The organism is Streptomyces sp. NPDC094448, assembly GCF_044763775.1.
Classification (GTDB): domain Bacteria; phylum Actinomycetota; class Actinomycetes; order Streptomycetales; family Streptomycetaceae; genus Streptomyces.
On record NZ_JBIWGU010000015.1, the window covers coordinates 189,182 to 215,071 of the forward strand.

The 25,890-nt window shown below is 70.7% G+C and carries 13 protein-coding genes; 3 read left to right on the top strand and 10 right to left on the bottom strand.

Annotated features, from left to right (window positions below):
- Nucleotides 1-20: 20 nt before the first annotated feature.
- From ACIQ9E_RS26785 to ACIQ9E_RS26805, 5 genes are all read right to left on the bottom strand, one after another.
- On the bottom strand, nucleotides 21-1,406 hold the full coding sequence (locus tag ACIQ9E_RS26785; RefSeq protein ID WP_403711229.1) for a methylaspartate mutase: 1,386 nt from the start codon (nucleotides 1,404-1,406) through the stop codon (nucleotides 21-23).
- Complete coding sequence (locus ACIQ9E_RS26790; protein ID WP_403711269.1) at nucleotides 1,403-1,852, bottom strand: cobalamin B12-binding domain-containing protein; 450 nt, start codon at nucleotides 1,850-1,852, stop codon at nucleotides 1,403-1,405. The genes ACIQ9E_RS26785 and ACIQ9E_RS26790 overlap by 4 nt, the downstream gene beginning before the upstream one ends.
- 238 nt (nucleotides 1,853-2,090) lie before the next feature.
- Nucleotides 2,091-2,306, bottom strand: coding sequence for an MbtH family protein (locus ACIQ9E_RS26795; protein WP_006350627.1), 216 nt, complete (start codon nucleotides 2,304-2,306; stop codon nucleotides 2,091-2,093).
- Nucleotides 2,303-8,233 (bottom strand): amino acid adenylation domain-containing protein, encoded by a 5,931-nt coding sequence (locus ACIQ9E_RS26800; RefSeq protein ID WP_403711231.1) that lies wholly within the window; start codon nucleotides 8,231-8,233, stop codon nucleotides 2,303-2,305. Before ACIQ9E_RS26800 ends, ACIQ9E_RS26795 begins: the two co-directional genes overlap by 4 nt.
- A gap of 200 nt (nucleotides 8,234-8,433) precedes the next feature.
- Nucleotides 8,434-8,853 carry a DUF6086 family protein gene (locus ACIQ9E_RS26805; protein WP_403711233.1) on the bottom strand — a complete coding sequence of 140 codons (420 nt, stop codon included), beginning with the start codon at nucleotides 8,851-8,853 and terminating at the stop codon, nucleotides 8,434-8,436.
- Nucleotides 8,854-9,278: 425 nt separating this feature from the next.
- Between ACIQ9E_RS26805 and ACIQ9E_RS26810 the strand changes: the two genes are divergently transcribed.
- The 3 genes from ACIQ9E_RS26810 (at nucleotide 9,279) to ACIQ9E_RS26820 (ending at nucleotide 15,662) form a co-directional block, all read left to right on the top strand.
- Nucleotides 9,279-12,803, top strand: coding sequence for a chemotaxis protein (locus tag ACIQ9E_RS26810; protein WP_403711235.1), 3,525 nt, complete (start codon nucleotides 9,279-9,281; stop codon nucleotides 12,801-12,803).
- Between the two features lie 185 nt (nucleotides 12,804-12,988).
- Nucleotides 12,989-13,486: a hypothetical protein gene (locus ACIQ9E_RS26815; protein ID WP_403711237.1), complete on the top strand. Its 498-nt coding sequence runs from the start codon at nucleotides 12,989-12,991 to the stop codon at nucleotides 13,484-13,486.
- Between the two features lie 49 nt (nucleotides 13,487-13,535).
- On the top strand, nucleotides 13,536-15,662 hold the full coding sequence (locus ACIQ9E_RS26820) for an FG-GAP-like repeat-containing protein (protein ID WP_403711239.1): 2,127 nt from the start codon (nucleotides 13,536-13,538) through the stop codon (nucleotides 15,660-15,662).
- A 162-nt stretch (nucleotides 15,663-15,824) separates the two neighbouring features.
- Here ACIQ9E_RS26820 and ACIQ9E_RS26825 read toward each other — a convergent pair whose 3' ends face one another.
- The 5 genes from ACIQ9E_RS26825 to ACIQ9E_RS26845 form a co-directional block, all read right to left on the bottom strand.
- Nucleotides 15,825-21,146: a condensation domain-containing protein gene (locus tag ACIQ9E_RS26825; RefSeq protein ID WP_403711241.1), complete on the bottom strand. Its 5,322-nt coding sequence runs from the start codon at nucleotides 21,144-21,146 to the stop codon at nucleotides 15,825-15,827.
- A 10-nt stretch (nucleotides 21,147-21,156) separates the two neighbouring features.
- Nucleotides 21,157-22,971, bottom strand: coding sequence for an amino acid adenylation domain-containing protein (locus tag ACIQ9E_RS26830; protein ID WP_403711243.1), 1,815 nt, complete (start codon nucleotides 22,969-22,971; stop codon nucleotides 21,157-21,159).
- 8 nt (nucleotides 22,972-22,979) lie between these two features.
- Nucleotides 22,980-24,014, bottom strand: coding sequence for a TauD/TfdA family dioxygenase (locus ACIQ9E_RS26835; protein ID WP_403711245.1), 1,035 nt, complete (start codon nucleotides 24,012-24,014; stop codon nucleotides 22,980-22,982).
- Between the two features lie 60 nt (nucleotides 24,015-24,074).
- A complete protein-coding gene (locus tag ACIQ9E_RS26840; RefSeq protein ID WP_403711247.1) occupies nucleotides 24,075-24,878 on the bottom strand; it encodes a thioesterase II family protein in 804 nt (267 codons plus the stop codon).
- The coding region (locus tag ACIQ9E_RS26845) for a phosphopantetheine-binding protein (protein WP_403711249.1) at nucleotides 24,875-25,890 on the bottom strand (1,016 nt) is incomplete at its 5' end. The genes ACIQ9E_RS26840 and ACIQ9E_RS26845, both read right to left, overlap by 4 nt.

A 25,890-nucleotide genomic window follows, 5' to 3' on the forward strand; every position in this document is an offset into this window, starting at 1 on the left:
CTCCAGACGATCGGGTGGGTTCAGGAAGGCGAGGGGGCGGCGGAGAGGATCCGGCCGCCCGGTGCCGGGGTGTCGTAACGGGTCGCGACGGAGTACAGCGCGGCCAGCAGCCCGTCGGAGGTCAGCGGGGTGGGGGCGCCGTCCGGCGCCGTGTCGGGCGGTACCGGCATACCGCCGGTCTCCGCCCAGCGCAGCCGCCCGGCGGAGTCCAGAAAGCTGCGGCTGCGGCCCGCGTTGTCGGGGTGCAGGCAGTACGGCACGTCCAGCACGCCCCGCGCGAAGGCGGTCCGGAGCGCCCGCCCGAGGTTGTCGCCGAGGTCGAGGACGGCCTCCACGAAGGCCCGTGCCTCGCGGTAGACGGCGGTGTCACCGCCCCCGTCCGCGGCGGGGTCCGGGACGATCGGTGCCCGGGGCCGGGCGCGTGCGGCGAGGTCCGCGGCCGCGGCTGCGGTCTCCAGCGCCCGCAGGTTCTCCCGTACCGTCGGAATCCGGTGCGCCTCCGCGGCCGTCTTCACGATCAGCCGCTGGGCACCCGCTTCCACCGCGAGCCGTGCGGAGGCCTCCAGCAGCAGGGTCGCACCGCGTTCGGTCCGCGGATACACCCCCATGTACGTGTAGAGGACCACATGCCGGTCGGTATCCGGCGGCAGGAACTCCGCGGCCAGCCGGTGCAGTGCCCGGACGGCTTCGGCGTCCTGCGCGGGGTCCGTCTGCTGGGCGAAGCTGAGAGAGACACTGCGGATGCCGTGCCGGGTGAAGAACAGGGCCTCCAGCAGACTGAGCGCCACCAGCAGACCGGGCGGGCAGAGCTGGCCGAGCATGCAGCCGCCGAAGCTCTCCAGATGCGGCAGCCCGGGGGCGGGCACCAGTTCGGCGAGGAGTTCACAGGCCCGCGCCCAGTTCTCCACCGATTCGGCGAGCGGGGTGCGCCCGTAGGGCAGGCAGTACGAGACGGGGCCGCCCTCCGTGGCGTGCAGACCGGCCGCGGCCAGCGCCCGGACGATGGCCCCCGGCCGGGACGAACCGTGCCGCACCTGCACCGGGAAGGCCGGCCCCGCGATTCCGTCGAGGACGGCCCGGGTCCGTTCGGCGGAGTGGGCGGTGATGGGATAGCCGTTGAGCCGGGCACCCTCGGCGACGGCGGTACGGGCCGCGGCGTGATCGCCGACCCGGGTGTAGCTGTCGATGGTGAGCGTGCCGACGGTGACCGCGGCGGCGGACCGGGTCGCGGCCAGACCCGTCCGCATCCGGGCGGGGTCGGAGAACCCCATCCGGGGCTGGACCACGAGCCGGCCGGACCGGGCGGCGCGGGCGACGAACCCGCCGAACGACTCCGGGCCCCGCGGGTCCGGGCCGCCGTCCCGGAGATCCTCCGGGGCGGTGAGGACCGTGCCGCCGGGTCTCATGCCACGGCCCGGGGAACCGCGGTCCGGAGCACCGCCGGTACGGCCGGCCGGGCGGCGGCGGCCAGGTCCGCCGCGAACACCCGCAGCGCCTCGACGTCCCCGTCGTCGAAGACCGCGTCGCAGCCCGCCTCCAGAAGCAGGGCCCGCTGGGCCGGATCGGTCCGTCCCGCGACACCGAGCTTGCCGCCGACGACGACCGGCAGGCCCAGCCCGGCGGAGCGCAGGGACCGGACGGCGGAGAGCCCGTCGCGGTAGCCGTGACCGTTGACGCTGCTGATGACGACCAGCTCGGGCGCCGACTCCGTGCACGCCGACACCAGCAGTTCGTCGGGGACACAGGGCCCCAGGCACAGCACCCGGTGACCGTGCTCCTCCAGAAAGAGCCGGAGGTAGACCAGATTCCAGGTGTGGGAATCCGATGCGGTACCGGTCAGCAGTATCGTCAAACTCCGTCGTCGCATGCCGAAAATATAGGGACGATACGGTTCGGGAAGGGGAAGTTGCAGGCGGCAGAATCGGCGGAGACACGGAGTGCGGTAAGCGGTGCGAAACGACCGCGGTAAGCATTCCCCGGCGGCAGGGAATGACCGGTCGCAGCACCCCCGGGGCATAGGAGAGGGCCGCGGTCCGGAGAGTCTCCGAACCGCGGCCGGCGGTCGTGCAGAAGGGTTTTCCCGGGCCCGGTCAGGCGTACTGGGCGAGCAGGCTCTTCGGTCGGATGTCGGTCCAGTTCGCTTCCACGTACTCCAGCGCACCGGCCCTCGGACCCGGACCCCACACTCCCTCCCAGCCTGCGGGAATATCCGCGAAGACCGGCCACAGGGCGTGCTGGCCCTCGTCGTTGACCACGACGTGGAAGATGCCGTCGGGGTCGTCGAAAGGGTTGGTGGAGTTTGTCATGACAGGCTCCTCAAGGTGTCGGAAAGGATACGGCCGATCTTTTCAAGGGGTTCGGGCTCGCCCATCCTGGTGTGGATGACACCGATGGTGTGCTGTTCCACGCTGCCGTCGACATAGGGAATCCAGGACTGCGAAAGGACATTCTCCGGGGCGCCCTCTCCCCGGGCCGCGAAGAACAGCATGTGTGTCTTCACCGGCCGGGGCGCGTACAGGTTCATGATTTCCGCATGGTCGATGGAGGCGCCGATCACCGAACGGATCTCGCCGTCGGAGAAACCGCCGAGCACCGGATCGGTCTCCCGGACGAGCCCGATGAGCCCCGCCACGTCGAAGGGTGCGTCATCGGGCTCGTCGGTCGCGTCGCCGACCAGCATCTCCCGCTTCTGCGCCGGGGTCATCCGGCGCCGTTCGGGCTCGGTCGGCAGCAGATGGACGTCCATCATCGCCAGCAGTTCGGTCTCCTCGCCCTGCTCCGCCAGCATCACCGCCAGGGCATGGGCCAGGGTGCCGCCGAACGACCAGCCGAGGAAGCGGTACGGGCCCTGCGGCTGCACCCGCCGGATGTGCTCCAGATACTCGCGGGCCATCTCCTCGACCGATTCCGGACGGTGCCCCAGCTCCGACAGCGCCCTGGCCTGGATCGCGTACAGCGGCTGGTCCGGGCCCAGATGCCGGGCCAGGCCCACATACGACCAGCCGACCCCGGTACCGGGGTGGAGCGCGAACAGCGGCCGCCGGGTGCCGCCGGGCTGGAGCGGCAGCAGTACGCCCATCGGGTCGAAGCCCGACGGCTCGTCCGCGAGCAGCCCCGCGACCGTCGGCGTACGGAACAGGTCCCGGACGCCCAGTTCGAGACCGAGCGCGGTCCGCATCCGGCTCACCAGCCTGACGCCCAGCAGCGAATGCCCGCCCAGGGCGAAGAAGCTGTCGTCGATGCCGACGCCCGAGACCCCGAGGATCTCCTCGAACAGCCCGCACAGCAGCTCCTCGCGCGGTGTTCTGGGCGCCCGCCCCGAGGGGGCGGCGGCCGGAGCGGGCACGGGCAGCGCCCCGCGGTCCGGTTTCCCGTTCACGGTCAGCGGGATATCGTCCAGCAGCATCAGCGCCGACGGCACCATATGCTCCGGGAGTTCACCGGCCGCCCAGCGCAGCAGGCCCTGCTCGGTCGGGGTCCGGCCGGCGCGCGGCACCGCGTACGCCACCAGCCGCTTACCGCCCGGACCGTCGTCGACGACCACCACCGCGGCCCGTCCCACCTCCGGATGCCGGGCCAGGGTCTCCTCGATCTCACCGGGCTCGATACGGAAGCCCCGGAGTTTGACCTGGCCGTCCGCCCGCCCCAGGAACCGCAGTTCACCACCGGACGTCCAGTGCACCAGATCGCCCGTGCGGTACATCCGGCCGCCGTCGGCGGCGAACGGATCGGCGACGAACCGCTCCGCGGTCAGCCCCGGCCGGCCCAGATAGCCGCGGGCCACCTGGCTGCCCGCGAGATACATCTCCCCGGCGACGCCCACCGGAACCGGGCGCAGCGACCCGTCCAGGACGTACACCCGGGTGTTGTCCAGCGGAGCGCCCAGGAACACCCCCGGCAGCACCCGGCAGCCGGTGTCCAGCCGCTGGTGGTGCGAGGCGAACGTGGTCTCCGTCGGGCCGTAGCTGTGCACCAGGACCGTGTCCGGGCAGTGGTCCAGCACCCGCTGGAGGGCGGCCGGCGAGGCCACGTCCCCGCCGGTCCACACCTCGTCCAGGAGCTTGAGGGTGTCCAGCCCCTCGTCGGCCATGATGTGGAACAGGCCCATGGTGAAGTAGGCGGCGGTCACCCCGTGGGAGCGGATCGCATGGTCCAGCTCCGCGAGATCCGTACCCGAGCCCGGCGCGAACACCAGCTCCCCGCCGTTCAGCAGGGGTACCCACAGTTCGTACACGGAGGCGTCGAAGCCGATCGCCGAATGCACCAGCATCCGCCGGTGGTTGCGGTGGTCGAAGCAGCGGTCGGTGACCAGCTCCACCACATTGCGGTGGGTGACCCCGACGCCCTTGGGGCGGCCCGTGGAGCCCGAGGTGAACATCACGTACATCAGGGCGTCCTCGCCCACCGCCACCCGCGGCCCGGTGCTCAGGACGCCGGGCACGGGGGTGTCCGCCGCCAGTACCCGCACCCCGGCCGCCACCTGCCGGGCCACCGGCTCCGCCGAGGCGTACGCCTCCTCGGTGACGAGCACCCGTGCTTCCGTATCCTCCATGATCATCGCGATCCGGGTGTCCGGCAGCCGAGGGTCCAGCGGTATGTACGCCGCCCCGCACTTCAGCGCCGCCAGCGCCGCCACCAGCAGCAGCGGGGTACGGTCCAGGAGCAGCCCGACGGCACCGTGCGGCGCCGTGCCCGCACCGATCAGCCGGTGCGCCAGCGCATTGGCCCGCCGGTTCAGCTCGGCGAAGGTCAGCGTCTCGTCCCCGTACCGGACCGCGACCGCCAGCGGCGTACGGCGGACCTGATCCTCGAACCGTTCGTGCACCAGCCCCGGCAGCATCCGCGGCACCTCGGTGGCGTTGTACTCCACCAGCAGCCGCCCGGCCTCCTCCCCGGAGAGCAGCGGCACATCACCGATCCGGGTGTCCGGAGCACCGGCCACCACCCGCAGCAGCCGCGCCGTATGCGCCGCCAACTGGGCCGCGGTCTCCGCGTCGAAGAGGTCCAGCGCGTACTCCAGTACGCCCTCCAGACCGGCCGGGGCACCCGAGGCGTCCCTGGTCTCGCGCAGCGCCAGCGTCAGGTCGAACTTGGTGAAACCGGAGGCGGCGGGTACCGGAGTGCCGGACAGCGGAGAATCCGGTACGGGCGCCCGCTCCGCCGGATGGACCTGCACCATCACCTGAACCAGTGGGTGGTGGGCCGTGGACCGGACCGGATTCAGCTCCTCCACCACCAGGTCGAAGGGGAGCTGCTGATGCGCGAAGGCCGCGAGATCCGTCTCCCGGACCCGTTCCAGCAGCTCCGTGAAGGACGGGTTGCCCGAGGTGTCGGTCCGCAGCACCAGCGTGTTGACGAAGAAGCCCACCAGCGGCTCCAGGGCCTGGTCGTCCCGGCCCGCGACCACCGTTCCCAGCGGCAGGTCGGTGCCTGCGCCGTGCCGGGTCAGCACCGCGGCCAGCGCCGCCTGCACCACCATCAGCAGGGTCGCGCCGTGGGCCAGGGCCAGCCGGTCGAGAGCGGTGTGGACGGCCGCGTCCAGGGGCGGGACGACGGCGGCCGCGCCCCGGTGCGTGGCCTCGGCGGGACGGGTGCGTGCCGGGGTGAGTTCCAGTACGGGCGGTGCCCCTGCGAGCCGGTCGCGCCAGTAGGCCCGCTGCGCCGCGGCCGCGGGCCCCGACAGCAGTTGCCGCTCCCACAGGGTGTAGTCGGCGTACTGCACGGGCAGCGGATCCCAGCCGGGGGCCGCCCCGCCGAGGCGGGCCGTGCAGGCGGCGGCGAGATCGGCCAGCAGGGGACCCGCGGACCAGCCGTCGGCGGCGATGTGGTGCACCAGCAGCACCAGGATCTGCCCGCCGCCGTCGGGGCCGGTCTCGACGAGACAGGCCCGGAACGGGATCTCGGCCGCCAGGTCGAAGACATGCCCGGCCGCCGCGTCGACGGCGGACGCCTTCTCCTCCGGACGGGCCCGCACCACCTGGAGCACCGGCCGGACCCGCTCCCGTATCTCCTGGTACGGCTGCCCGTCGTCGGCCCGGTAGACGGTGCGCAGCACTTCGTGCCGTTCCGCGACGTCGGCGAGCGCGTCGGCGAGGACCGCCGGGTCCAGCGGTCGGTCGAGCCGCACCACGAAGGGCAGGTTGTACGAGCGGCTCGCCCCCTCCAGCCGGCCGGTGAACCAGAGCCTGCGCTGGGCGTACGACAGAGGAAGCCGCCCGGGCCGCTCGGCCCGGGGTACGGCGACCGGCCCGGACCGGCCGCCCCCCGGCCGGGCCCCGGTGTCCCCGGCGGCGAGCCGGGCGGCGAGCCGGGCCGGGGTGGGCGCCAGGAACAGGTCCCGCAGCCGCAGCTCCACCCCCAGCAGCGACCGGATCCGGTTCACCAGCCGGACGCCCGCCATCGAATGCCCGCCGACGGCGAAGAAGTTGTCGTCCGGGCCCACCGACGCGCGCCGGGTGATCTCGGCGAAGAGGCGGCGGAGCACGGCCACCGTCTCCGGATCGGCCGCGGTCTTCCGATCGGCCACCGTCTCCGGATCGGCCTCCGGGACCGTGCCGGTCCGCGCGGGCCTGGCGGCCAGCAGGGCCCGCTCGGCCTCCGGCAGCAGCTCCTCCGCCCGCACCGGGGCGTCCCCGCCCTCGGCGAACCGGCCGAGGGCGCGTACGTACACATCGAGGAGCAGCCGCGCCGTGGACTCGTCGAAGAGGTCCTCGGCATAGGTCCACCACAGCTCCAGGCCACCGTGCCCCGGGCGGGCGACACAGGTCACCGCGAGATCGAACTTCGCCGCGTCGAGACCGGTCTCCTCGAACCGGCCGCGCAGCACGGAACCGATCCGTACCCCGTCCGCCGCCGGATCCGCCGCCTCCTGCACCGCCAGGGTCACCTGGAACAGCGGGTTCGCGCCCGGCGCCCGGCGCGGATTGAGCAGCTCCACCAGCCGGTCGAACGGCAGCTCCTGATGGGCGTACGCCCCCAGCGCGGCGTCCCGGGCCCGGGCCACCAGCTCCTCCGGACCGGCGGGGCCGGCCGTATCGGCCCGCAGGACCAGGGAGTTCACGAAGAAGCCGACCAAGTCGTCCAGGGCCTCGTCGGAGCGTCCCGCGACCGGTGTGCCGACGGCCGTATCGGGACCTGCGCCGCAGACGTCGAGCGCCGTGCCGAGCGCGGCCCGCGCCACCATCAGCAGACTGGCACCGGCCCCGGCGGCCAGCGCCGAGAGCCCGGCGTGCGCCGCGGGGTCCAGTACGGCGGTGAGGGTACGGGCCCGGCCGCTCGGCGCGACGGGCCGCGGCCGGTCGGCGGGCAGGTCGAGCAGCGGCGGCAGTCCGGCGAGCGCCTCCCGCCAGTAGGCGGCGAGCGCCGTATCGTCCGCGAGCAGCTCCCGCTGCCACAGCGTGTAGTCCGCGTACTGCACCGGCAGCGGCTCCCACCGCGGCGCGGCACCGGCGGTCCTGGCGTCGTAGGCCGTACCGAGATCCCGCAGCAGCGGGCCCACCGACCAGCCGTCGGTCGCGATGTGATGGGTCAGCAGCACCAGCACGGCGGACCCGCCGCCCGGCAGGAACAGCGCCGCCCGCAGCGGCAGCCCGGTCTCCGGATCGAAGGTCCCCGCGGTGAACCGGGCCACCTCGGCGGCCACCTCACCGGGCGGGCAGAACCGTACGGCGAATTCGGGGCGCGCCCCGTCCAGGACCCGCTGGTACGGCTCACCGTGCCCGTCGGCCGGATACACCGTCCGCAGCACCTCGTGCCGCTCCAGCACATCGGCGAGCGCCGCCTCCAGCGCACCCCGCTCGGGCACCGAGTCCAGCCGGACCACGAGCGGCAGGTTGTACGTAGGGGACGGCCCCTCCAGCCGGTTGAGGAACCAGAGCCTGCGCTGGGCGTACGACAGCGGCACCCGCTTCTCGTCCGGCGGATCCGTCACAAGGTCCACCGCGGCACCCGCCGCCAGGGCGGGCAGCAGCCAGCGCAGCACGTCCGCCTCCGCGTCACCTCCGGCCCGCAGCTCAGCCAGCAGCCCGACGATCCGGTCGATCCAGGAAGCGCCGTCCTCGCCGGGCGATCCGTCGGAACGCTTTGCCACCGCGACGGCGAGCTGGTCGTACGTCATCCGCCGCTCCCCCTCCACCAGCGCGATGCGCTCCGGATCCCCGGCGACATGGCGGTCGAATCCGCTGAGGGGCCCGGATCCCGGAGCGGTGGAGGCGGTGGGAGCGTTCGAGGGCATCGCGTGGCCTCCAGGCAGGGGGTCTGGGCCGGGACCTCCTCCCGACTCCGCCTCCTACGCTATGGGCGCGGGGCCGAAGCGGCGGGCAGCTTCCGGGGCAGCATCCGCATACTGGCTGCCGCCCCGAACTGCCTCCGTGCAGACGAGCACGGAAGGGCCTGAGGGCGCCGCTTCCTGACGGCGGGATGTGCCGCCGTGGACTACATGAGCCGACTCAGCTCATAAGACGCTTTCGACAGGGTCGTTGCCCGTTGGCCGAAACCCTCCACCACTACATAGACCCGGACAGGCTGAGACGCGTCATCCGGAACTGCCTCTATTGAAGGCCGGTTCACCTCGATACCCGCTCTTTCTGCGAGTGCCAGAGCGGTGATCACGAAGCCTTCTGACAGGGCCGTGGCGACGACATTCTTCGTCCTGCGGTTCCAGTTCAGCAGAGCGTCAACGAACACCTTGAAATCGCGGGGGTCGATCTCGCATTCGTCGGAATGCATGGGGCTGATCCCTGACGGCACGCCAAGTATGCCGCAGAACACGTCCACTTGACTCATGAACAGCTGAGAAACGCCATTGGACGGGTTCCATACGGTCTCGTCGCCCATGTTGAAATACTGGCTCACTGCGGCCTCTGCCTCTTCCCGGTGTTGACGAGGAACCTAGCACAGTGATCAATTGGCACCCCGCTGGGACGGGGATCGGGTCATGCAGGTGGCGGGCCACCGGCTTCGCTACGCCTGAGGGGACAGGTTGAAGGCACCGGCCGCAGTCGGCTCCCGGCAAGAACAGATACTGACCCAACAGGTGATCCTCGACGTCCAACAGGGCGGAACAGAAAGGCAGATCACGATCCGATGAGCATGAACTGCCCAACAGCGTCTGGTCTTCCAGGGAGGCCGGACTTGTTGCCGAGAGAGATGAGTGGCTTGTGAAACGAAGATCTACGCGGTTGAATGGTGCCGGAAGAGCGACATGGCTGCTACATACCATTGCGTCTGGCCTTGTGTCCATGGCGCTCACCGCCGGCCTCCTGGGGGCTACAACGGCCGTGGCGGAGGAACTCTCCAATGGTCCCGCCCAGATCATCGCAGTGCCCCAGGTCAGTCCTTCTGCCCGTGCCCAAGTCCTGGAGTACTGGCAGCTGGGAGGTCCGGGGGTCAAGGCGGCGGCAGAGGTGGCGCTGACCGGCAGCGAGGCCGACATCCAAGCCTTTCTTGCAGTGGCAGAGCAACTGTATTTTCAGGACAAGCGGGTGAGTGCCGCCCAGCTCGCAGCCCTCGGAGGGCCCGAGCTGCTGACTGCGGCCCGCAGAGCACTGTCAGGAACAGCAGAGGAACTGAACGACTTCCTGGACGACGGCTGGGAAGCTCCGTTGGAGCAGGACAATCGGGTTCGGGTGGCGCAGATTGTCAGCACAGGTGGTCCGATCGTTGAGGACACCGGGCGCGCCGCGCTGAACGGAACCGTTGATGATGTTCGGAAGTTCCTGAGAGAGGGGCAGTACGTCCAGCGCGAGCAGGACGAGCGCGTGAGACTAGCCCAGATCGCCGATGCGGCCGGCGCGAACGTTCGGGCTGCCGCACGGATCGCGCTGAATGGAACCGCTGAGGACGTACGTGAGTTCCTGACGGTTGGTCAGTTTGTCGCACGGGCAAAGGACGAGGAACAGGCAACTGTTGCTCAACTTGCCAAGGAGGCGCAAGAGGCAGGTCGGCAGGCGGCCAAGGAGACAGCGGCCGCCGAGGCAGCGTCGGAGAAGGCAGTCAAGGCCTCCGAGCTGGCAAAGAGCGCGGCGCTGAGGGCTTCGGCTGAAGCTGAGGCAGCCAAGAACGACACAAACCAGGCGGCCCGTGCGGCAGGGCGTGCAGCAAAGGCTGCAGAGCAGGCCGCAGCATCCGCTCAGGAGGCGATCGAAGCCTCTCACGCCGCGAACAATTCGGCGCGTGTGGCGGCCAATGCTGCATCAAGAGCCGCCGCCGCAGCAGTTGGCGCCTCGCTGGCCGCAGCTGAGGCGCGCAGCGCAGCAGCGAATGCCGCTGTGGACGCAAATGACGCCGACGCGGCACGCAAGGCCGCGGAAAAGGCTCGCCAGGCAGCGAAGGATGCCACCCTCGCCGCTGACGCGTCGGATAAGGCGTCCCAGGCGGCTGACGCTGCTGGTGACGCCGCTGTTTCAGCGGCAAGCGCCGGGGCGAACGCTGACCTCGCGGCGGACGCTGCGGTCAAGGCAAGTAACCACGCGGGGCAGTCCGCTGAGGCTGCAAGCGAAGCCAGGGCCGCGGCCGCTGCCACCAAGCGCCATGCAGCCGAAGCGAACCGCGCCGCGGCCGAAGCCGAATTGCATGCCCGTGCAGCGGCCCAGGCAGCGCGTGATGCCGGGAGTCTTGCCAGGTCCGCGGCAACACGTGCCAACAATGCGGCTCAAGCGGCCGACGACGCGGCCAGGCACGCTGGTGATTCGGCTCAGGCTGCAGATCGGTCCGGAGCGCACGCCAATGCGGCCACCGACGCAGCCAATGCGGCCACTGCTGCAGTCGCCGAGGCGAAGCGCGTGTACACAATTTCGCGAAAGGTGGAAGCTGAGGAACTGCTGGGCCGCACCAAGGCCGGAATCGAGATTGCAAGGGACCATAAGGAAGGCAGCGCTGTCCGAACAGCGGCTCTGGCCGAGTGGGAGCAGGCGGTCCAGGCCCGGGAGGTCGAGCGGAAGAGGCTGACGGTCGAGGCCGCCGCACCCGGAGCCGATGTGAAGGCTGTTGCCGCACAGGGGCGCGAACTGGCCGTTCTTGTGATGAAAAGCGGTACGGCATGGGAGCGGGCTGCTGCCGAGGCCGCTCTGATCGGTCCGGACGAGGTGGTCGTCGACTATCTGAGCAACGGCTGGGATACCGCCAAGAGGCAAGGTGACCGATCATACATTGAGCGCCTAGCCGAGGAGAGCGAAGTCAAGGAGGTTCGTGAAGCGGCTGAGGCCGCCCTCCTGGGCGATTCCGGTGCGGTAACAGAATTCATCAGCAATGGCCAGTACATTGCTGGATCCGAGGGTATGCGCGTCGCGATAGCGCAAGTTCTCGACGAGGCCGGGCCGATCCTGACCGAAGCAGGCAGGAAGGCCCTGGGAACGGGAGATCCCAAGGCGTACAGTGAATTTCTGGCCAGTACCCATTTCACAGCGCGGACTCAGGACGAGCGGGTCCGAGCAGCTCAGCTGATTGCCAGCGGCGGGCCGGAGGTTCAGTCTGCGGCGCGGATCGCTTTGGAGGGCTCGCCGCAGACACTGCATGCCTTTATCGTCTCCGGCAGGTACCAGGCGGAGCGCAGGGATCATCTCACCGCCACACATGTGGCCCAGGTGCAGAAGCTGATAGCGGACGCGGAGAGATCTAACGCCAACGCTCAACTCAATGCGGCATACGCCCAGAAGGTAGCTGCCATTGCGCGTAAGGCTGATGTAGAGGCCGGTCAATGGGCAAAAAGAGCGGAGGGGTCCGCTGCTGAAGCCAAGAGATATGCCACTGAGGCACATCAACACTCCGAGGATGCCGAAGTATCGGCTGCACGTGCTGCCACATCTGCCAAGACCGCCCGTAGCGCCGCAAAGAGTGCGGATAATGCCTCTTCCGATGCAGCTAGGTCCGCGGCCGATGCCACACTCTCCTCGGAAATGGCCCAGGTATCGGCGTCCAGTGCATGGCACTCGGCGGACGAGGCCAGGAAATCGGCACTAGCCGCCGGCAAAGACGCGAAAGAAGCTCTCAAAGCGGCAACTGATGCGTTTCAGGTTGCCGTCACGAAGCAGCGCGAAGAGGAAGAAGCCCGTCGCAAGGCTGCTGTCGAGGAAAAGGAGAAAGCCCAGAACGATGCCGGCGCTCGCGCCCGAGAAATTTACCGCTGCGGTCAGGCCTTTATTCCCTGCGACCCGCAGGAATTTGTACGCTGGTGTCTGGGTAACGAGATCTACTGCAGAATTCTTTCCAAGGGTAAAGAATTCGGCGATTCCATGGAGAAGGCTTGGGACGGAGCCAAGGAACTAGCAGGACTCGGGCAGTATGAAAAATGCTTGGAAGAGAAGAGCTTTGAGGCATGCTCGGGTCTTGCTGTAGATGTCCTGATCGGCGCAAAGCTTAAAGCGTTGGAGAAGATCCACGAAAAGCTTAAGCTGCTGAAAAGAGGATGCAAGTTTGCAGAAAATGCGACCAAGTTGTCCTTCTCGGCAGCGGCGGCGACTCCCGGGGACTACGGCTGCCTTGAAGGTGAGGCCGACTACGATGTCTATGATCCAGTCACCCGGGAGAGAATCACCGATATTGACCTTTTTGAGAAGGGGGTCTTGTGGGAATTGAAGACGGCTACTTATGCCGAGGAAGACTGGCTTGACCGTCATATCAACAAGAAGCTTGCTGCTTATCTGAAAAGTCGCGCGCTGCTCGCGGGGTACGAAAATGCCCCGATTGGGTTCCGTTTCGCCAAATCGGGGGTCGACCCTCGTTTCAGGGCCGCGCTGGAGGCTCGTTTCGAGCAACTCAGGCAGAAGTATCCCGATCTTGATCTCAGACTGGAAATTGCCGATTAATCCCTTGCTTTTCAATCGAAAAGTTGTGGCGAGATCCGCCTGAAAGTGATGCTCGTCCAAGATGTCTCGATCTTCCGTCGAGGGTCGGGTACGCCGTGAGGATCTGCATCTGTCGGTGTGGCTCGGCATCCTGAATGAGTCTTTTTCTGGCTATATGTACAAGGTGGTGTATTTTGAATACTCGAATGCGTGTAATTTTTCTGTCTCTCATTGCCGGTGTCGCTGCTGTGGGGGCTGGAATTCCGCTAGCGGTGGCTGCCGAGCCGACTGTGTCTGAATCGGTGGCGGCTGAAATTCCACATGCGGTGGAGGATTTCAGCTATCCCGGCGCCGCTCAAATTCTGGCCACTCAGAGTATTAAATTGAAGAAGGGGGATGGGAATATTACTCTGGTTGAATGTGGTACTGCACTTGCTCAGATCAAAGTGCATTCGGTGGAGGACGGTGCGGTCGGCCGAAAGGGAGCGTATTGTTTCCAGGTGAGGGGTGCGGCTGGGCATTTGACGCTTGAGCTGTCGCGTGTTTTCGCACTGGAAACTACCGAGCATGCGATCAGTGCGGACCTGACTGTCAATGGAGCCACCAAGACAGTAGAGGTCGCCAAGGGGGGATGGAAGAGTGTTGGTGAAGGAATCGAGGGTGGCCTTCGATCTGTACTGGTCGAGCTCCGTGTGACGGGCTGAGATCGCAAATTCGGATAAATTTCTAGTATTGCCTTCAAAGGATTAAGACGTGTCTAAAAGTCGCCTTCGCGGCGCTACCTTCGGCGCCGCAGCGGCCGTTTTTGCCGCCGGTCTGCTCGCTCCGGCGAGCGTACATGCCACAACCGGCACCCCCACCGAGACCGGTGCCCACCCCTTCACCACTCACCTGAGGATCGGCGACGGCGAGACCGCACGTGCCTGCACGGGTGCGCTGGTAGATGCGCAGTGGGTCCTCACGGATGCTTTGTGCTTTGCCGCCGATTCTCAGCAAGTCGTCACGGCGGTCGCTGGTAAACCCCAGTGGCGGACCACAGCTACCATCGGTCGCGCTGACCTCGCCGGTGTCGGAGGCCACACCAGCGAAGTTGTGGAGCTCCTTTCCCAGGGGACCAGCGGGCTGGTGATGGCCCGTCTCGCCGCTCCTGCCTCCGGCGTCACGCCGGTTGCCATAGCCGCCGGGCCGCCCGCCGCCGGAGACTCGCTGACAGCAGTCGGCTACGGGCGCACCAAGACACAGTGGATCCCGAACAAATCCCACACCGCCACCTTCACGGTCGACGGTATCGACGACGGCTCCCTGAAGATCTCCGGCAAGACGGCCTCCGACGCCATCTGCAAGGGCGACACCGGAGCGCCTCTCCTGCGTGAACGGAACGGCAAGACCGAGCTGGTCGCCATCGCCAGCCGTTCCCGGCAGGGCGGTTGCATGGGCGAGACCGATACCAGCACCGATGCCATCGCCCTGCGTGCGGACGGCATCCCCACCGGCACCCGCCTGACCCCGGGACAGAAACTGCTCCCGGGCAGCACCCTCGTCGCAGCAGCGGCCCGCCTGACCATGGGCACGGACGGCAACCTCACCGTCGTCTCCAACGCCGGCAAGTCCCTGTGGTCCACCGGGACCGCAGGCAACCCCGGAGCACATGCCGCCTTCGACAGTGCAGGCAACCTGACCGTTCGCAGTTCCGCGGGCGCGGTCCTGTGGGAGTCCAAGACCACTGCCGCCGACGGATACGCGCTCCTGCAGGAGCGCGGCAACCTCGTCGTCTACAACGGCCGCCATCAGTCGCAGTGGAGCAGCGGCAGCGCGATCCGCAACGATGTCAACGGTGACGGTCACTCCGACATCACCGGCTGGTACGCCTATCCCGACGGTACTGATGCCATGCACCTGTACGGCGGGACCGGCGACGGCGGCTTCGCCGCACCCCGCTCGGCCTTCGCCCGGACCCCGGAGGACCTCTGGGACCACAGTGCTATGAAGAAGGTCTCCGGGGACTTCAACGGCGACGGATACGCGGACGTCGCCGTGATGCACGGGTACCCCGACAAGACCAAGTTCTGGACGTTCCTCGGCAAGCCCAACGGGGCCTTCCAGGCGCCGTTCTCCTCCTGGGAGTCACCCGCCGCCTCGTGGGACTGGACCCGGGTCACCCTCCACACCGGTGACACCAACGGCGACGGCCGCGACGACCTGATCGCCTGGTACGACTACCCGAACGGCCAGGACACCCTATTCTCCTTCATCGCCGACAGCCGCGGCCACTTCACGGGCCCGGTAAGGAGCTGGACCTCCACCACCTGGTCCGCCAGCATGGGCAAGGCCGCAACCGGCGACTACAACGGCGACGGCCGCGACGACCTCGCCGTCCTGTACCGCTACAGCGCCACCAGCGTCAAGGTGTGGACCTTCCTCGCCAACACGTCCGGCGGATTCGACGCCCCCTTCACCGGCTTCACCCACGAAGGATGGGGAGAATGGGCCAACACCCACCTCCACTCGGGCGACTTCGACGGCAACGGCCGCGACGACCTGCTGTTCTGGTTCGACTACCCGGACGGCCGTGACATCGCCTACACCCTCACCAGCACCAGCAACCCCAACGGCAGCTTCCTGCCGCCCCGGGCCAGCCTCACCGCCGACGCCGGCACCCTCACCTACTCCGCCATGAAGCTCGTCGTAGGCGACTACAACGGCGACGGCCGCGACGACCTCGCCGCGATGTACGGCTACAGCAACGGTACGGTGAAGATGTTCACCTGGCTCACCGGCGCCGACACCCGCTTCGGCACTGCCAAGACCAGCTGGTCCACCACAACCAGCGGTGCTTGGTCATGGCCAAGCACACACCTGATCGACCGCTACAACGGCTGACGCCGGAACCGGGCCCGGGGAACCGGGCCCGGTTTCTCATGCTTGTCTTCTGCCGGTCCGGGCGGATCTACCGTGGGTCCGGCAGAAGTCGTCGGAGCGCGCGGCGCTGAATCATAGGCGACGTGGTCCCCGAGGGTTCCGCCTCGGGGCGCCGAGTGTCGTTTACCCCCGTCGCACCCGCCTCTTCAGCGCCGGCACCGCCGGCGGGACCGGTGCCGCGTCCAGCAGCGACGCCAGTGCCACCGGTGTCGGATGCCGGAACACGTCCCGCAGCGTCAGCTCCCGCCCCAGCTCCGCGCGGACGCGGTTCAGCAGCCGTACCGCCAGCAGCGAATGCCCGCCCGAGCGGAAGAAGTTCGCGTCCTCCGTCACCTCCTTGCCGTCGAGTACCTCCCGGAACAGCGCCAGCACCAGCGGGAGTCGCCCGTCGTCGGACGGCGGCTCCCCGGGGCCCCGCGGGCGGTCGCCGCCGGTGACCTTCACCACCCCCGGCACCGCGTACTCCGGCAGCCGTTCCGCCGCCCACGACTGCGCTTCCGCCTCCGTGACCTCGCCCGTCAGCCGGGCCACCAGCCGGCCGTCTTCGACCGCGACCTCCGCGCCGCTGACTCCGGGCCCGGCGGCGAGGACGTCCCGGACGTGCCCGAGGTCGACCGGATAGCCCGCGACGGTCGCGCAAGGCCCAGGCCCCGGCCGCCGCGGCCCCGCCTGAAGGGCCCCGATCCGGCTCCCGGGATCCGCCGCGAACAGGGCCAGCGCGCCGACCAGCAGGGCGGCCAGCTGCTCCGCCCCGGCCTCCTCGTACAGATCCGTCGCATACTCCAGGACACCGTCGAGACCGCCGTGCGCGGCGCTCCCCGTCAGCGCGAACGTCAGGTCCGCCTTCGCGGTCGACGATCCGAAGGGCAGCGCCTCACCGGCCAGCGGCCCGTCCGCCCCGCCGCCGCCCGTACCCCCGTCCGGCTCCGGGTCCACCCGCAGCATCACCTGCACCAGCGGATGATGGGCCGACGAACGGTGCGGGTTCAGCTCCTCCACGACCAGGTCGAACGGCACGTCCTGGTGGGCGTACGCCGCCAGATCGGCCTCCCGCACCCGCCGCACCAGCCCCTCGAACGACGGGTCGCCCGAGGTGTCGGTACGCAGGACCAGCGTATTGACGAAGAAGCCGACGAGACCGCCGAGTGCCTGGTCGTCCCGGCCCGCGACCACCGTGCCGACCGCGAGATCGGGCCCGGCGCCGCAGCGCGCGAGCACCGCCGCGAGGGCCGCGTGGACCACCATGAACAGGGTGCTGCCGGTTGAGCGGGCGATCCGTTCGAGACCGGCCCGCACCGGCCCCGGCACGGTGAATCCGGTGACCGCGCCCCGCCCGGACGGCACCGGCGGCCGGTGCCGGGCGGCGGGCAGATCCGTCAGCGGCGGCAGCCCGGCGAGGGTCCGCTCCCAGAAACCGAGCCGGTCCTCCTGCCCGCTGCCGAGCAGGTCCCGCTGCCAGAGCGCGTAGTCCGCGTACTGCACGGGCAGGGGCGCCCAGCCGGGCGCCGAGCCCGCGGCGCGGGCCCTGCAGGCGGCGGCCAGGTCGGTGAGCAGGCAGTCGACGGACCAGCCGTCGGCCGCGATGTGGTGCAGCAGCAGCACGAGGGTCTGCCGCCCGCCGGCGTCGGAGGGCAGGAACAGCCAGGCCCGGAAGGGCAGATCGCGCGACAGGTCGAAGACCTGGCCCGCGGCCTCGTCCACGGCGGCCGCCGGATCGGCGGGGAATCCCAGCTCCAGTTGCGGCCGGGCCCCGTCCAGGACGAGCTGGTACGGCTCCCCGCCCTCGGCCCGGTAGACGGTCCGCAGTACCTCGTGCCGTTCCGCGACGTCGGCGAGGGCGGCGGCGAGGGCCGCCGGGTCCAGCGGCCGGTCGAGCCGCCGTACCAGCGCGATGTTGTACGCCGCCGACGGCCCGTCGAGCTGGTCGGTGAACCACAGCCGCCGCTGGGCCGGGGAGAGCGGGATCCGTTCGGGCCGCTCGGCACGGCGCAGCGGCGGCCGCTTCCCGGACTGCGGGCCCGCGGGGAGCCGTCCGTGCAGCGCCAGGGGTGTCGGCGCGAGGAAGAGATCACGGATCCCCGTCTCCACGCCGAGGACCGCCCGGATCCGGTTGACCAGCCTGCTCGCGAGCCGTGAATGCCCGCCGACGCGGAAGAAGTTGTCATCGGGGCCGACTTGCGGCCGGTCGAGTATCTCCGCGAACAGACCGCGGAGCAGCTCCACCCGCGGGTGCCCGGCCTCCGCGCGGGAGAACACCACCTCCGTCTCCGCCGCGGCGAGCCGCTCCCTGCGGGCCTCGAACCCCGCAGCGAGCCGCTCTCTGCGGGCCCCGAACCCCGCCGACTCCGCCGCGGTGACCAGTCCGAGCGCGGACAGCGGCCGTCCCGCGTCGGCGGCGAAGGCGGCGAGCGCCCTGCCGTGCACATCGAGCAGCAGTGCGGCCGTCGGCTCGTCGAACACGTCCCGCGCATGGCCGAGGAGCAGCCGCAGGCCGCCGTCCGGCTCCTCCTCGCAGTGGAAGCTCAGATCGAACTTCGCCGCTCCCAGATCGACGGTTCCGGCGTCGGCGGTCAGCGGGCCGAGCCGGACCGGGCCGGAGCCGGGCGCCGCGTCCGCGGTCCGTACGGTCAGCATCACCCGGAAGAAGGGGTGCTCGCCCAAAGCCCGTTCGGACGCCTCGCCCAACTCCTCCACCAGCAGTTCGAAGGGCAGATCCTGGTGGTCGAAGGCGGCGAGGTCCACCTCCCGGACCCGGTCGACCAGCTCCGCGGCCGTGGGATCGCCGGAGGTGTCGGCCCGCAGCACCAGGGAGTTGACGAAGCAGCCGACGAGGTCGTGGAACGCCTCGTCGGAGCGGCCGGACACCGGGGTGCCGACGGCGAGGTCGGTGCCCGCCCCGGCTGCCGAAAGCGCCGCGGCGAGGGCCGCCCGTACCACCATGAACAGACTGGCGTTCCGCTCCCGGGCGAGCGCCGCCAGCCCGCGGTGCACCTCGGGGCCGAGCCGGGCGGTCACGGTGCCGCCGCGGCCGGTGGGCTCGGCCGGCCGGGGCCGGTCGTACGGCAGGCCGGTCCGCTCCGGCAGCCCGTCCAGTGCCTTGCGCCAGTGGTCGAGGAGGGCGTCCGGTTCGGCCAGTACCTCCTGCTGCCAGAGGGCGTAGTCGGCGTAGCCGAGCGGCAGCGGCTTCCAGCCGGGCGCCCGGCCCGCGAGCCGGGCCGTGTAGGCGGTGTCCAGATCGTGCAGCAGCGGTGCGAGGGACCAGCCGTCGACGGCGATGTGGTGGACCAGCAGGACCAGGGCGCAGGGGCCGCCGCCGGTGGTGAACAGCGCCGCCCGCAGCGGGACCCCGTCGGTGGGGTCGAGCGGCGTCCGGCCGAACTCGGCCACCCGCTGGTCGAGTTGCTCCGGTCCGGCGCACGGGACGGTGGCGAGAGCGGGAGCGAAACCGGCCGTGATCCGCTGGTACGGCTCCCCGCCGAGCTGCGGATAGGCGGTGCGCAGCACCTCGTGCCGTTCGACGATGTCGGCGAGGGCCGCGCCCAGTGCGGCCGGGTCGGGCGTACCGTCGAGACGGAGCACGACCGGCGCGTTGTACGCGGCGGACGGGCCGTCGATCCGGGCGAGCAGCCAGAGCGCCCGCTGCGATGCGGAGAGCGGAAGCCGCTCCGGCCGTGCGGACTCCGGTATCCGCCGCGGTACGGGACGGGGCACGCCGCCCGCTCCCGTACGGGCGGCTTCGGTGAGCCTGCGGTGCAGGGCGGCCGGGGTGGGGGCCAGGAAGAGATCCCGGATGCCCGCCTCCACGCCCAGGACGGCCCGGATCCGGTTGACCAGCCTGCCCGCGAGGAGCGAATGCCCGCCGGTGCGGAAGAAGCTGTCGTCCGGTCCGATCCGGGGGCGGCCGAGGACCTCGGCGAAGAGTCCGCGGAGGATCTCCTCCCGGGGCGCGCCGAGATCGCGCCGCCCGGACCGGACGGTGGACGGCACCACGGTGCGCCGGGCCGCCGCCGTGTGGCGGGCCGTCAGCGCGGCCCGCTCCTCCGCCGTGGTCAGGGACAGCGGGCCGAGCGGCCGCCCGGGGGCGTGGGCGAAGGCCTTCAGGGCCCGCACGAAGAGGTCCAGGAGCAGCTCAGCCGTGGCCTTATCGAACAGGTCGACCGCATAGCCCAGCGCCAGGTCGAGTCCGGCGGGGGAGCCGGCGGGGGCAGCCCGCCGGGCGCAGAAGAAAGTGAGGTCGAATTTGGCGGCCGCGAGATCCGCGGTGCCCTGGACACCGGTCAGCCCGGGCCCCAGCGGTACCGGACCGGCGGACCCGGCGCCTTCCGGGCCCTCGGCGCCGTCGACTGTCAGCATCACCTGGAACAGCGGATGGTGGCCGAGCGACCGCTCGGGCGCCAGCTCCTCCACCAGCAGTTCGAAGGGCAGGTCCTGGTGTTCGTACGCGATCAGATCGGCGTCGCGGACCCGTTCGATGAGCGTGGCCGGAGCCGGCTCGCCGGATACGTCCGTCCGCAGCGCCAGGGTGTTGACGAAGAATCCGACGAGGTCGTTCAGCTCCTCTTCGGGGCGGCCCGCGACCGGGGTGCCGATCACCAGGTCGGAGCCGCAGCCGGCCGCGGAGAGCGCGGCCGCCAGGGCGGCCCGTACCGCCATCGGCGCACTGGCCCCGTGCTCCCGGGCCACCGCCAGCAGCGCGCCGTGGTCGGCGGCCGGGACGTGCGCGGTGAGGGTCGCCCCGCGCCCGGACGGTTCGGCGGGCCGCGGCCGGTCCACGGGCAGCGGTGTCACCCCGGGCGCCCCGTCGAGGACCCGCCGCCAGTGCGCGAGCTGCTCCGCCGCGAGGCTTCCCGGATCGCCCGGGTCCCCGAGCAGGTCCCGCTGCCAGAGGGCGTAGTCGGCGTACTGGACCGGCAGCGGTTCCCAGTCGGGCGCCCGGCCCGCGAGCCGGGCCGTGCAGGCGGTGTCCAGATCGCGCAGCAGCGGGCGGACGGACCAGCCGTCGGTGGCGATGTGGTGCACGAGCAGCACCAGCACGGACCCGGTCCCGTCGGCCCGTTCAGCCCCCTCGGTCCCGGGTCCGGCCGCCCCGTCCTGCGGGACGAACAGTGCGACCCGCAGCGGGAGTCCGGCGGTGACGTCGAGGGGTTCCCGTACGAACGCGGCCACCCGGTCCTCGATCTCGGCCGCCGGGCAGCGGACCACCTCCGGCGGCGGCAGCTCCGAGGCGTCCCGTACCTCCGTCCTGGGTTCGGCGTCCGGTCCGGCGGGCAGTACGGTGCGCAGCACCTCGTGCCGTTCGACGACGTCGGCGAGGGCCGCGCCGAGCACCGCCGGGTCGGGCACCCCGTCCAGCCGGAGCACCAGCGGGGCGTTGTAGGCGGCCGAGGGGCCCGCCAGCCGCCCCAGGAACCAGAGACGGCGCTGGGCGAACGACAATGGGTTCACGGAAGTGTCCTCATCCGTCCTGGGCTGCGACGAGCCCGTCGATGTGCGCGGCCAGGTCCCGCAGCCGCGGATGGGCGTAGACGGCCTTCACCGGCAGGACCACGCCCAGCTCGGACCGGACCCGCGACACCAGCTTGATGGCCAGCAGCGAATGGCCGCCCAGCTTGAAGAAGTTGTCGTCGGGGCCGACGGACGACGCCCGCAGGACCGTCGTCCACACCTCCCCGATCAGCCGCTCCGACGGCGAGAGGCCGCGATCCGCCACGGCCGGGACGGGGGCTCCGGACGGCGGCGCGGGCAGCGCGGCCCGGTCCAGCTTGCCGTTGACGGTGGTCGGGAAGCGGTCCACGGCCATCAGCACGGCGGGCACCATGTACGCGGGCAGCGAAGCCGCCAGCAGCTCCGTGAGTGCCGTCTCGGTGACCGGTGCCGCGGCCCGGTAGTAGCCGACGATCCCGGGTGCCCCGTGGACATCGTCCCGGAGGACGGCGACGGCCTCGGCGACCGAGCCGTGGGCGGTCATGGCGGCTTCGATCTCGGGGAGTTCGATCCGGAAGCCCCGCAGCTTCACCTGGCCGTCGGCGCGCCCCAGATAGCCCAGCCGGCCGTCGGGGAGGAGCCGTACCAGATCCCCCGTGCGGTACATCCGCCCGCCGGGTTCGGCATCGGGACCGGTGTCGGCGGTGAACCGTTCCGAGGTGAGACCGGGGCGGTTGCGGTAGCCGCGGCCCACCCGGGGCCCGGCCAGATACAGTTCGCCGGTCCCGTCGGGGCCGACGGGCGCCAGCTTCTCGTCCAGTACCCGGAGCCGCAAGCCGGGCAGGGCAGCGCCGATATGCGGAGTCCCCCCGGCGGCGGGTTCGATCCACCCGGCCGTGGCGTCCACGGTGCATTCGGTGGGGCCGTACAGATTGACGGCACGGACCGTGCCCGCCGCGGTCAGCTCCGCGATCCTGGACCAGAGGGCGGGGCCGACCGCCTCGCCGCCGACCAGCAGGGTCAGCGGACGCGGCCCGCCGTCGGCGGTGAGCAGCTCCAGCAGCGGTTCGGCGTGCGAGGGCGTCAGGTCGAGATCGGTGAGGGCCTGCTCATCGGCGAACGCGGCGAGCAGGGCGGGGTCGGCGCGGGTCTCGTCGTCGACCATGACGAGGGTGTCGCCGCGGCAGACCCGGACCCACTGCTGCACGGAGGCGTCGAACGAAGGGGAGGCGTTCCAGCCCACCCGGGCGCCGTCGCCCGTCGCGATTCCCGCCTCCTCCAGCTCGGCCAGCAGCCGGGCCGCAGCGCCCCGGCCGATCTCGACGCCCTTGGGGCGGCCCGTCGAGCCCGAGGTGTAGATGACGTACGCGAGGGTGTCCGCGGTGACCGGGACCGGCCGGTAGCCGGGCCCGGGGGCGCCGCCGGAGAGCAGTTCCGCCAGGCCGAGCCGGGGCACCCCGGCCGGAAGCGCGCTGTCCGGCCCGCCGTCGAGGGTGATCACGGCGTCGGCGCCGGAGTCCGCCACCAGATAACGGCGCCGTTCGGCGGGCAGCTTCGGGTCCACGGGGAGATAGGCGGCGCCCGCGGTGAGCGTGCCGATCAGCGCGGTGACCAGCGCCGCGCCACGCGGCAGGCAGAGCGCGACGACCGATTCGGGGCCGACGCCATGGGCGGCGAGCCCGGCCGCGATCCGCAGGGCGCCGGCGCGGAGTTCGTCGAAGGTCAGCTCGCGGTCGGCGGCGATCACAGCGGTACGGCCGCCGGGGGCGGCGGCGAGCCGCTCCAGCAGATCGCGCGGCGCGGGCGCGGAGAGGGACCGGGTGCGTTCGGGCAGGACGGCGGTCATGGCGGTGCTCACTCCCCGTGGACGGTGGTGGACGGCTGGGTGGCGGGGGAGCAGTCGGCGAGCGCGACCGGTTCGCCCATGGCGACGAGGATCTTCCGGTCGCCGGTGAAGGCCTCCCGCCCGTGGGCGCAGAGGATGTTGTCCACCAGCATCAGATCGCCCTGCTGCCAGCTCTCCCGGACCGTGACCCGGTCGTAGACCTCGTTGACGGCGTCGACCTCGGCGTCCGTGAGCCGGGTTCCGTCGCCCAGATAGGTGCTGAAGGGGAGTCCGTCCGGGCCGTACGTCTCCTCCAGCACCTCGCGGACGTCCGGGTCGAGGGTGCGGCTGTTCCAGAACGCGAAGTGGTTGAACCAGACCCGCTCCCCGGTCACCGGGTGCGTGATCACCGCCGAGCGTCGCTGCCGGGTGATCAGGGAGTCGTCGTCGAGCCACTCGTACCCGATGGTGTTCTCGTCGCAGTAGGCCTCAGCGACCGCCCGGTCCTGGGTCGCGAAGGTCGTGTACCAGGGCAGGCCCGCCAGTTCGGAGTAGTTCCGCACCAGCAGCCAGCCGGCTTCCTCGAATCTGGTCCGCAGCCCGTCCGGGAGCAGTCTCAGGGCCTCCCGCATATCGCCGACGGTGGTGGCGCCGCCCTCCTCGGGCGCGGTGACGCAGCCGAAGAGCAGCACCCCCGGGAAGTCCAGGGTGTAGCTGTTCTCGTTGTGCAGTCTGATCGGCTGGGCGGCCGGGAGGTCGGTGGAGGAGAACACCCCCTCGCCGAAGTCGGTGCGCGGGGTCGCCTTCTCCTTGTATCCGGCCCGCTGTACGACGAGGGCGTCGCGGGCGGTGGCGAAGGAGGCCGCGTCATGGATGGGCAGCCCGCGCAGCAGCACCGCGCCGGAGCGGTGCAGCTCGGCCCGGACGGCGGCCCGGTGCTCGGTCAGCCAGCCGGCGGCGGCCTCGGCGGAGCCGTGGCCGGGGGTGATCACGACGGCGGGCCTGCCCGGCTCGCGGATCACGTTCAGTCCGCCCAGGACGGGGGCGTCGGCGAAGGTCGTCATCGGAACAGTCCTCTGCATCGGTTGGTGGGACGGGGTTCAGCGGTACGGCGCCGGGGGCGGTCAGGCGGCGGAGGCGGTGAGCGGGCCGGGCGCGGGCGCGGCCCCGAGTACGGTGTCCAGCAGCGCGAAGAAGGCGGGCAGCTGCTGCTGGAAGTAGAAGTGGCCGCCGGGCAGGACGTGTTCCGTGAACCCGGCTGCGGTGATCTCGGCCCAGCGGCCCAGCGCCGTGACCGGCACCACGGGGTCCTGGTCGCCGCCGATGACGGTGACCGGGCAGTCGACCGAGGCCTCGTCGGCGGCGCACCGGTAGACGTCGTCGATGGCGAAGTCGGCGCGGATCGACGGGATGACGATCTCGCGCAGCTCGGGCTCGTCGAGGATGCCGTCGTCGGTACCGCCGCGCTCCTTGATGGCGGCGACGAGCTGGTCGTCGTCGAGCCGCTCCGGATGCACGGCGCTGGGGTTGGGCAGGAACGGGGCCCGGCAGGCGGAGGCCACCAGGGCCCGCGCGGGCCGGCCGGCCGCGGCGAGCCGCCGCACCACCTCGAAGGCGACCAGGGAGCCCATGCTGTGGCCGAGGACGACCAGATCCTCCGGGAGATCGCCGGGGAGCGCCGCAGCCACCGGTCCGGCCAGATCGGCGATGGTGGTGGGCAGTTCCTCGGAGTAGCGGGCACCCCGGCCCGGGTACTGGCCGATCAGCAGCCGTACATCCGCCGGGAGCCGGTCCCGCCAGTCGGAGTAGGCGTGGGCGTTGCCGCCCGCGTGCGGCAGGACCAGCAGCGCGGTCCGCTGCGGTCCGTCGCCGGGGAGGTCCCAGACGATGTCGTCGGCGTGGGGGAGGGGGAAGGTGCCGTCGGTCATGAGGTGATCCGTTCCTGGTCGGTGCGGCGGCGCAGGACGGGCCTGGCGCGGCGCGGTTCGGGGGCGGCCGCGGTATCGGCCGGACGGCTTTCGATCTGCGCGGCCAGCCGGGCGGGCGTGGGATGCCGGAACACGTCCCGGAGGGTGAGCTTCAGCTCCAGGGCCCGGCCCAGCCGGTTGGCGAGCCTGGCGGCGACCAGGGAGTGGCCGCCGAGGGCGAAGAAGTCGTCGTCGGGCCCCGGCGGGACATCGGTCCCGAGGGCCTCGCCGAAGGCCGCGCAGACGGTCCGCTCCAGTGGGGTCCGCGGCGGCCGCCCGGCCGGCCCGGTGGTGTCGGGTCCGGGCTGCGGCAGGGCGAGCAGAGCCTGTTTGTCGATTTTGCCGTTGGGGGTGAGGGGGAGTTGGTGGTGGGTGGTGATGTGGGTGGGGATGAGGTGGTCGGGGAGGTGTTGGCGGAGGTAGGTGCGGATGTCGTGGGGTGTGGTGGTGGTGTTGGGGGTGGTGGTGATGTGGGCGGTGAGTTGGTTGTTGGTGTGGGTGGTGGTGGCTTGGGTGATGTGGGGGTGGGTGGTGAGGGTGTTTTCGATTTCGGTGGGTTCGATGCGGAAGCCGCGGATTTTGATTTGGGTGTCGGTGCGGCCGGTGTAGTGGAGGTTGCCGTGGGTGTCCCAGTGGGCTTGGTCGCCGGTGCGGTAGAGGCGGGTGCCGGGGGGTCCGTAGGGGTTGGGGGTGAAGTGGGTGGCGGTGGTGGTGGGTTGGGTGAGGTAGCCGTGGGCGATGCCGTGGCCGGTGAGGTAGAGCTCTCCGGTGGTGCCTGGGGGTACGGGTTGGAGGTGGTGGTCGAGGATGTAGGCGTGTTTGTTGGTGAGGGGTGTGCCGATGGGTGTGGGTGGGGGGATTTCTGTGTTGTTTTTGGAGTTGCTGGTGTTGGTGGTGGGTTGGGGGATGGTGTGGGTGGTGGTGAAGCCGAGGGATTCGGCGGGTCCGTAGCCGTTGGTGATGGTGAGGTGGG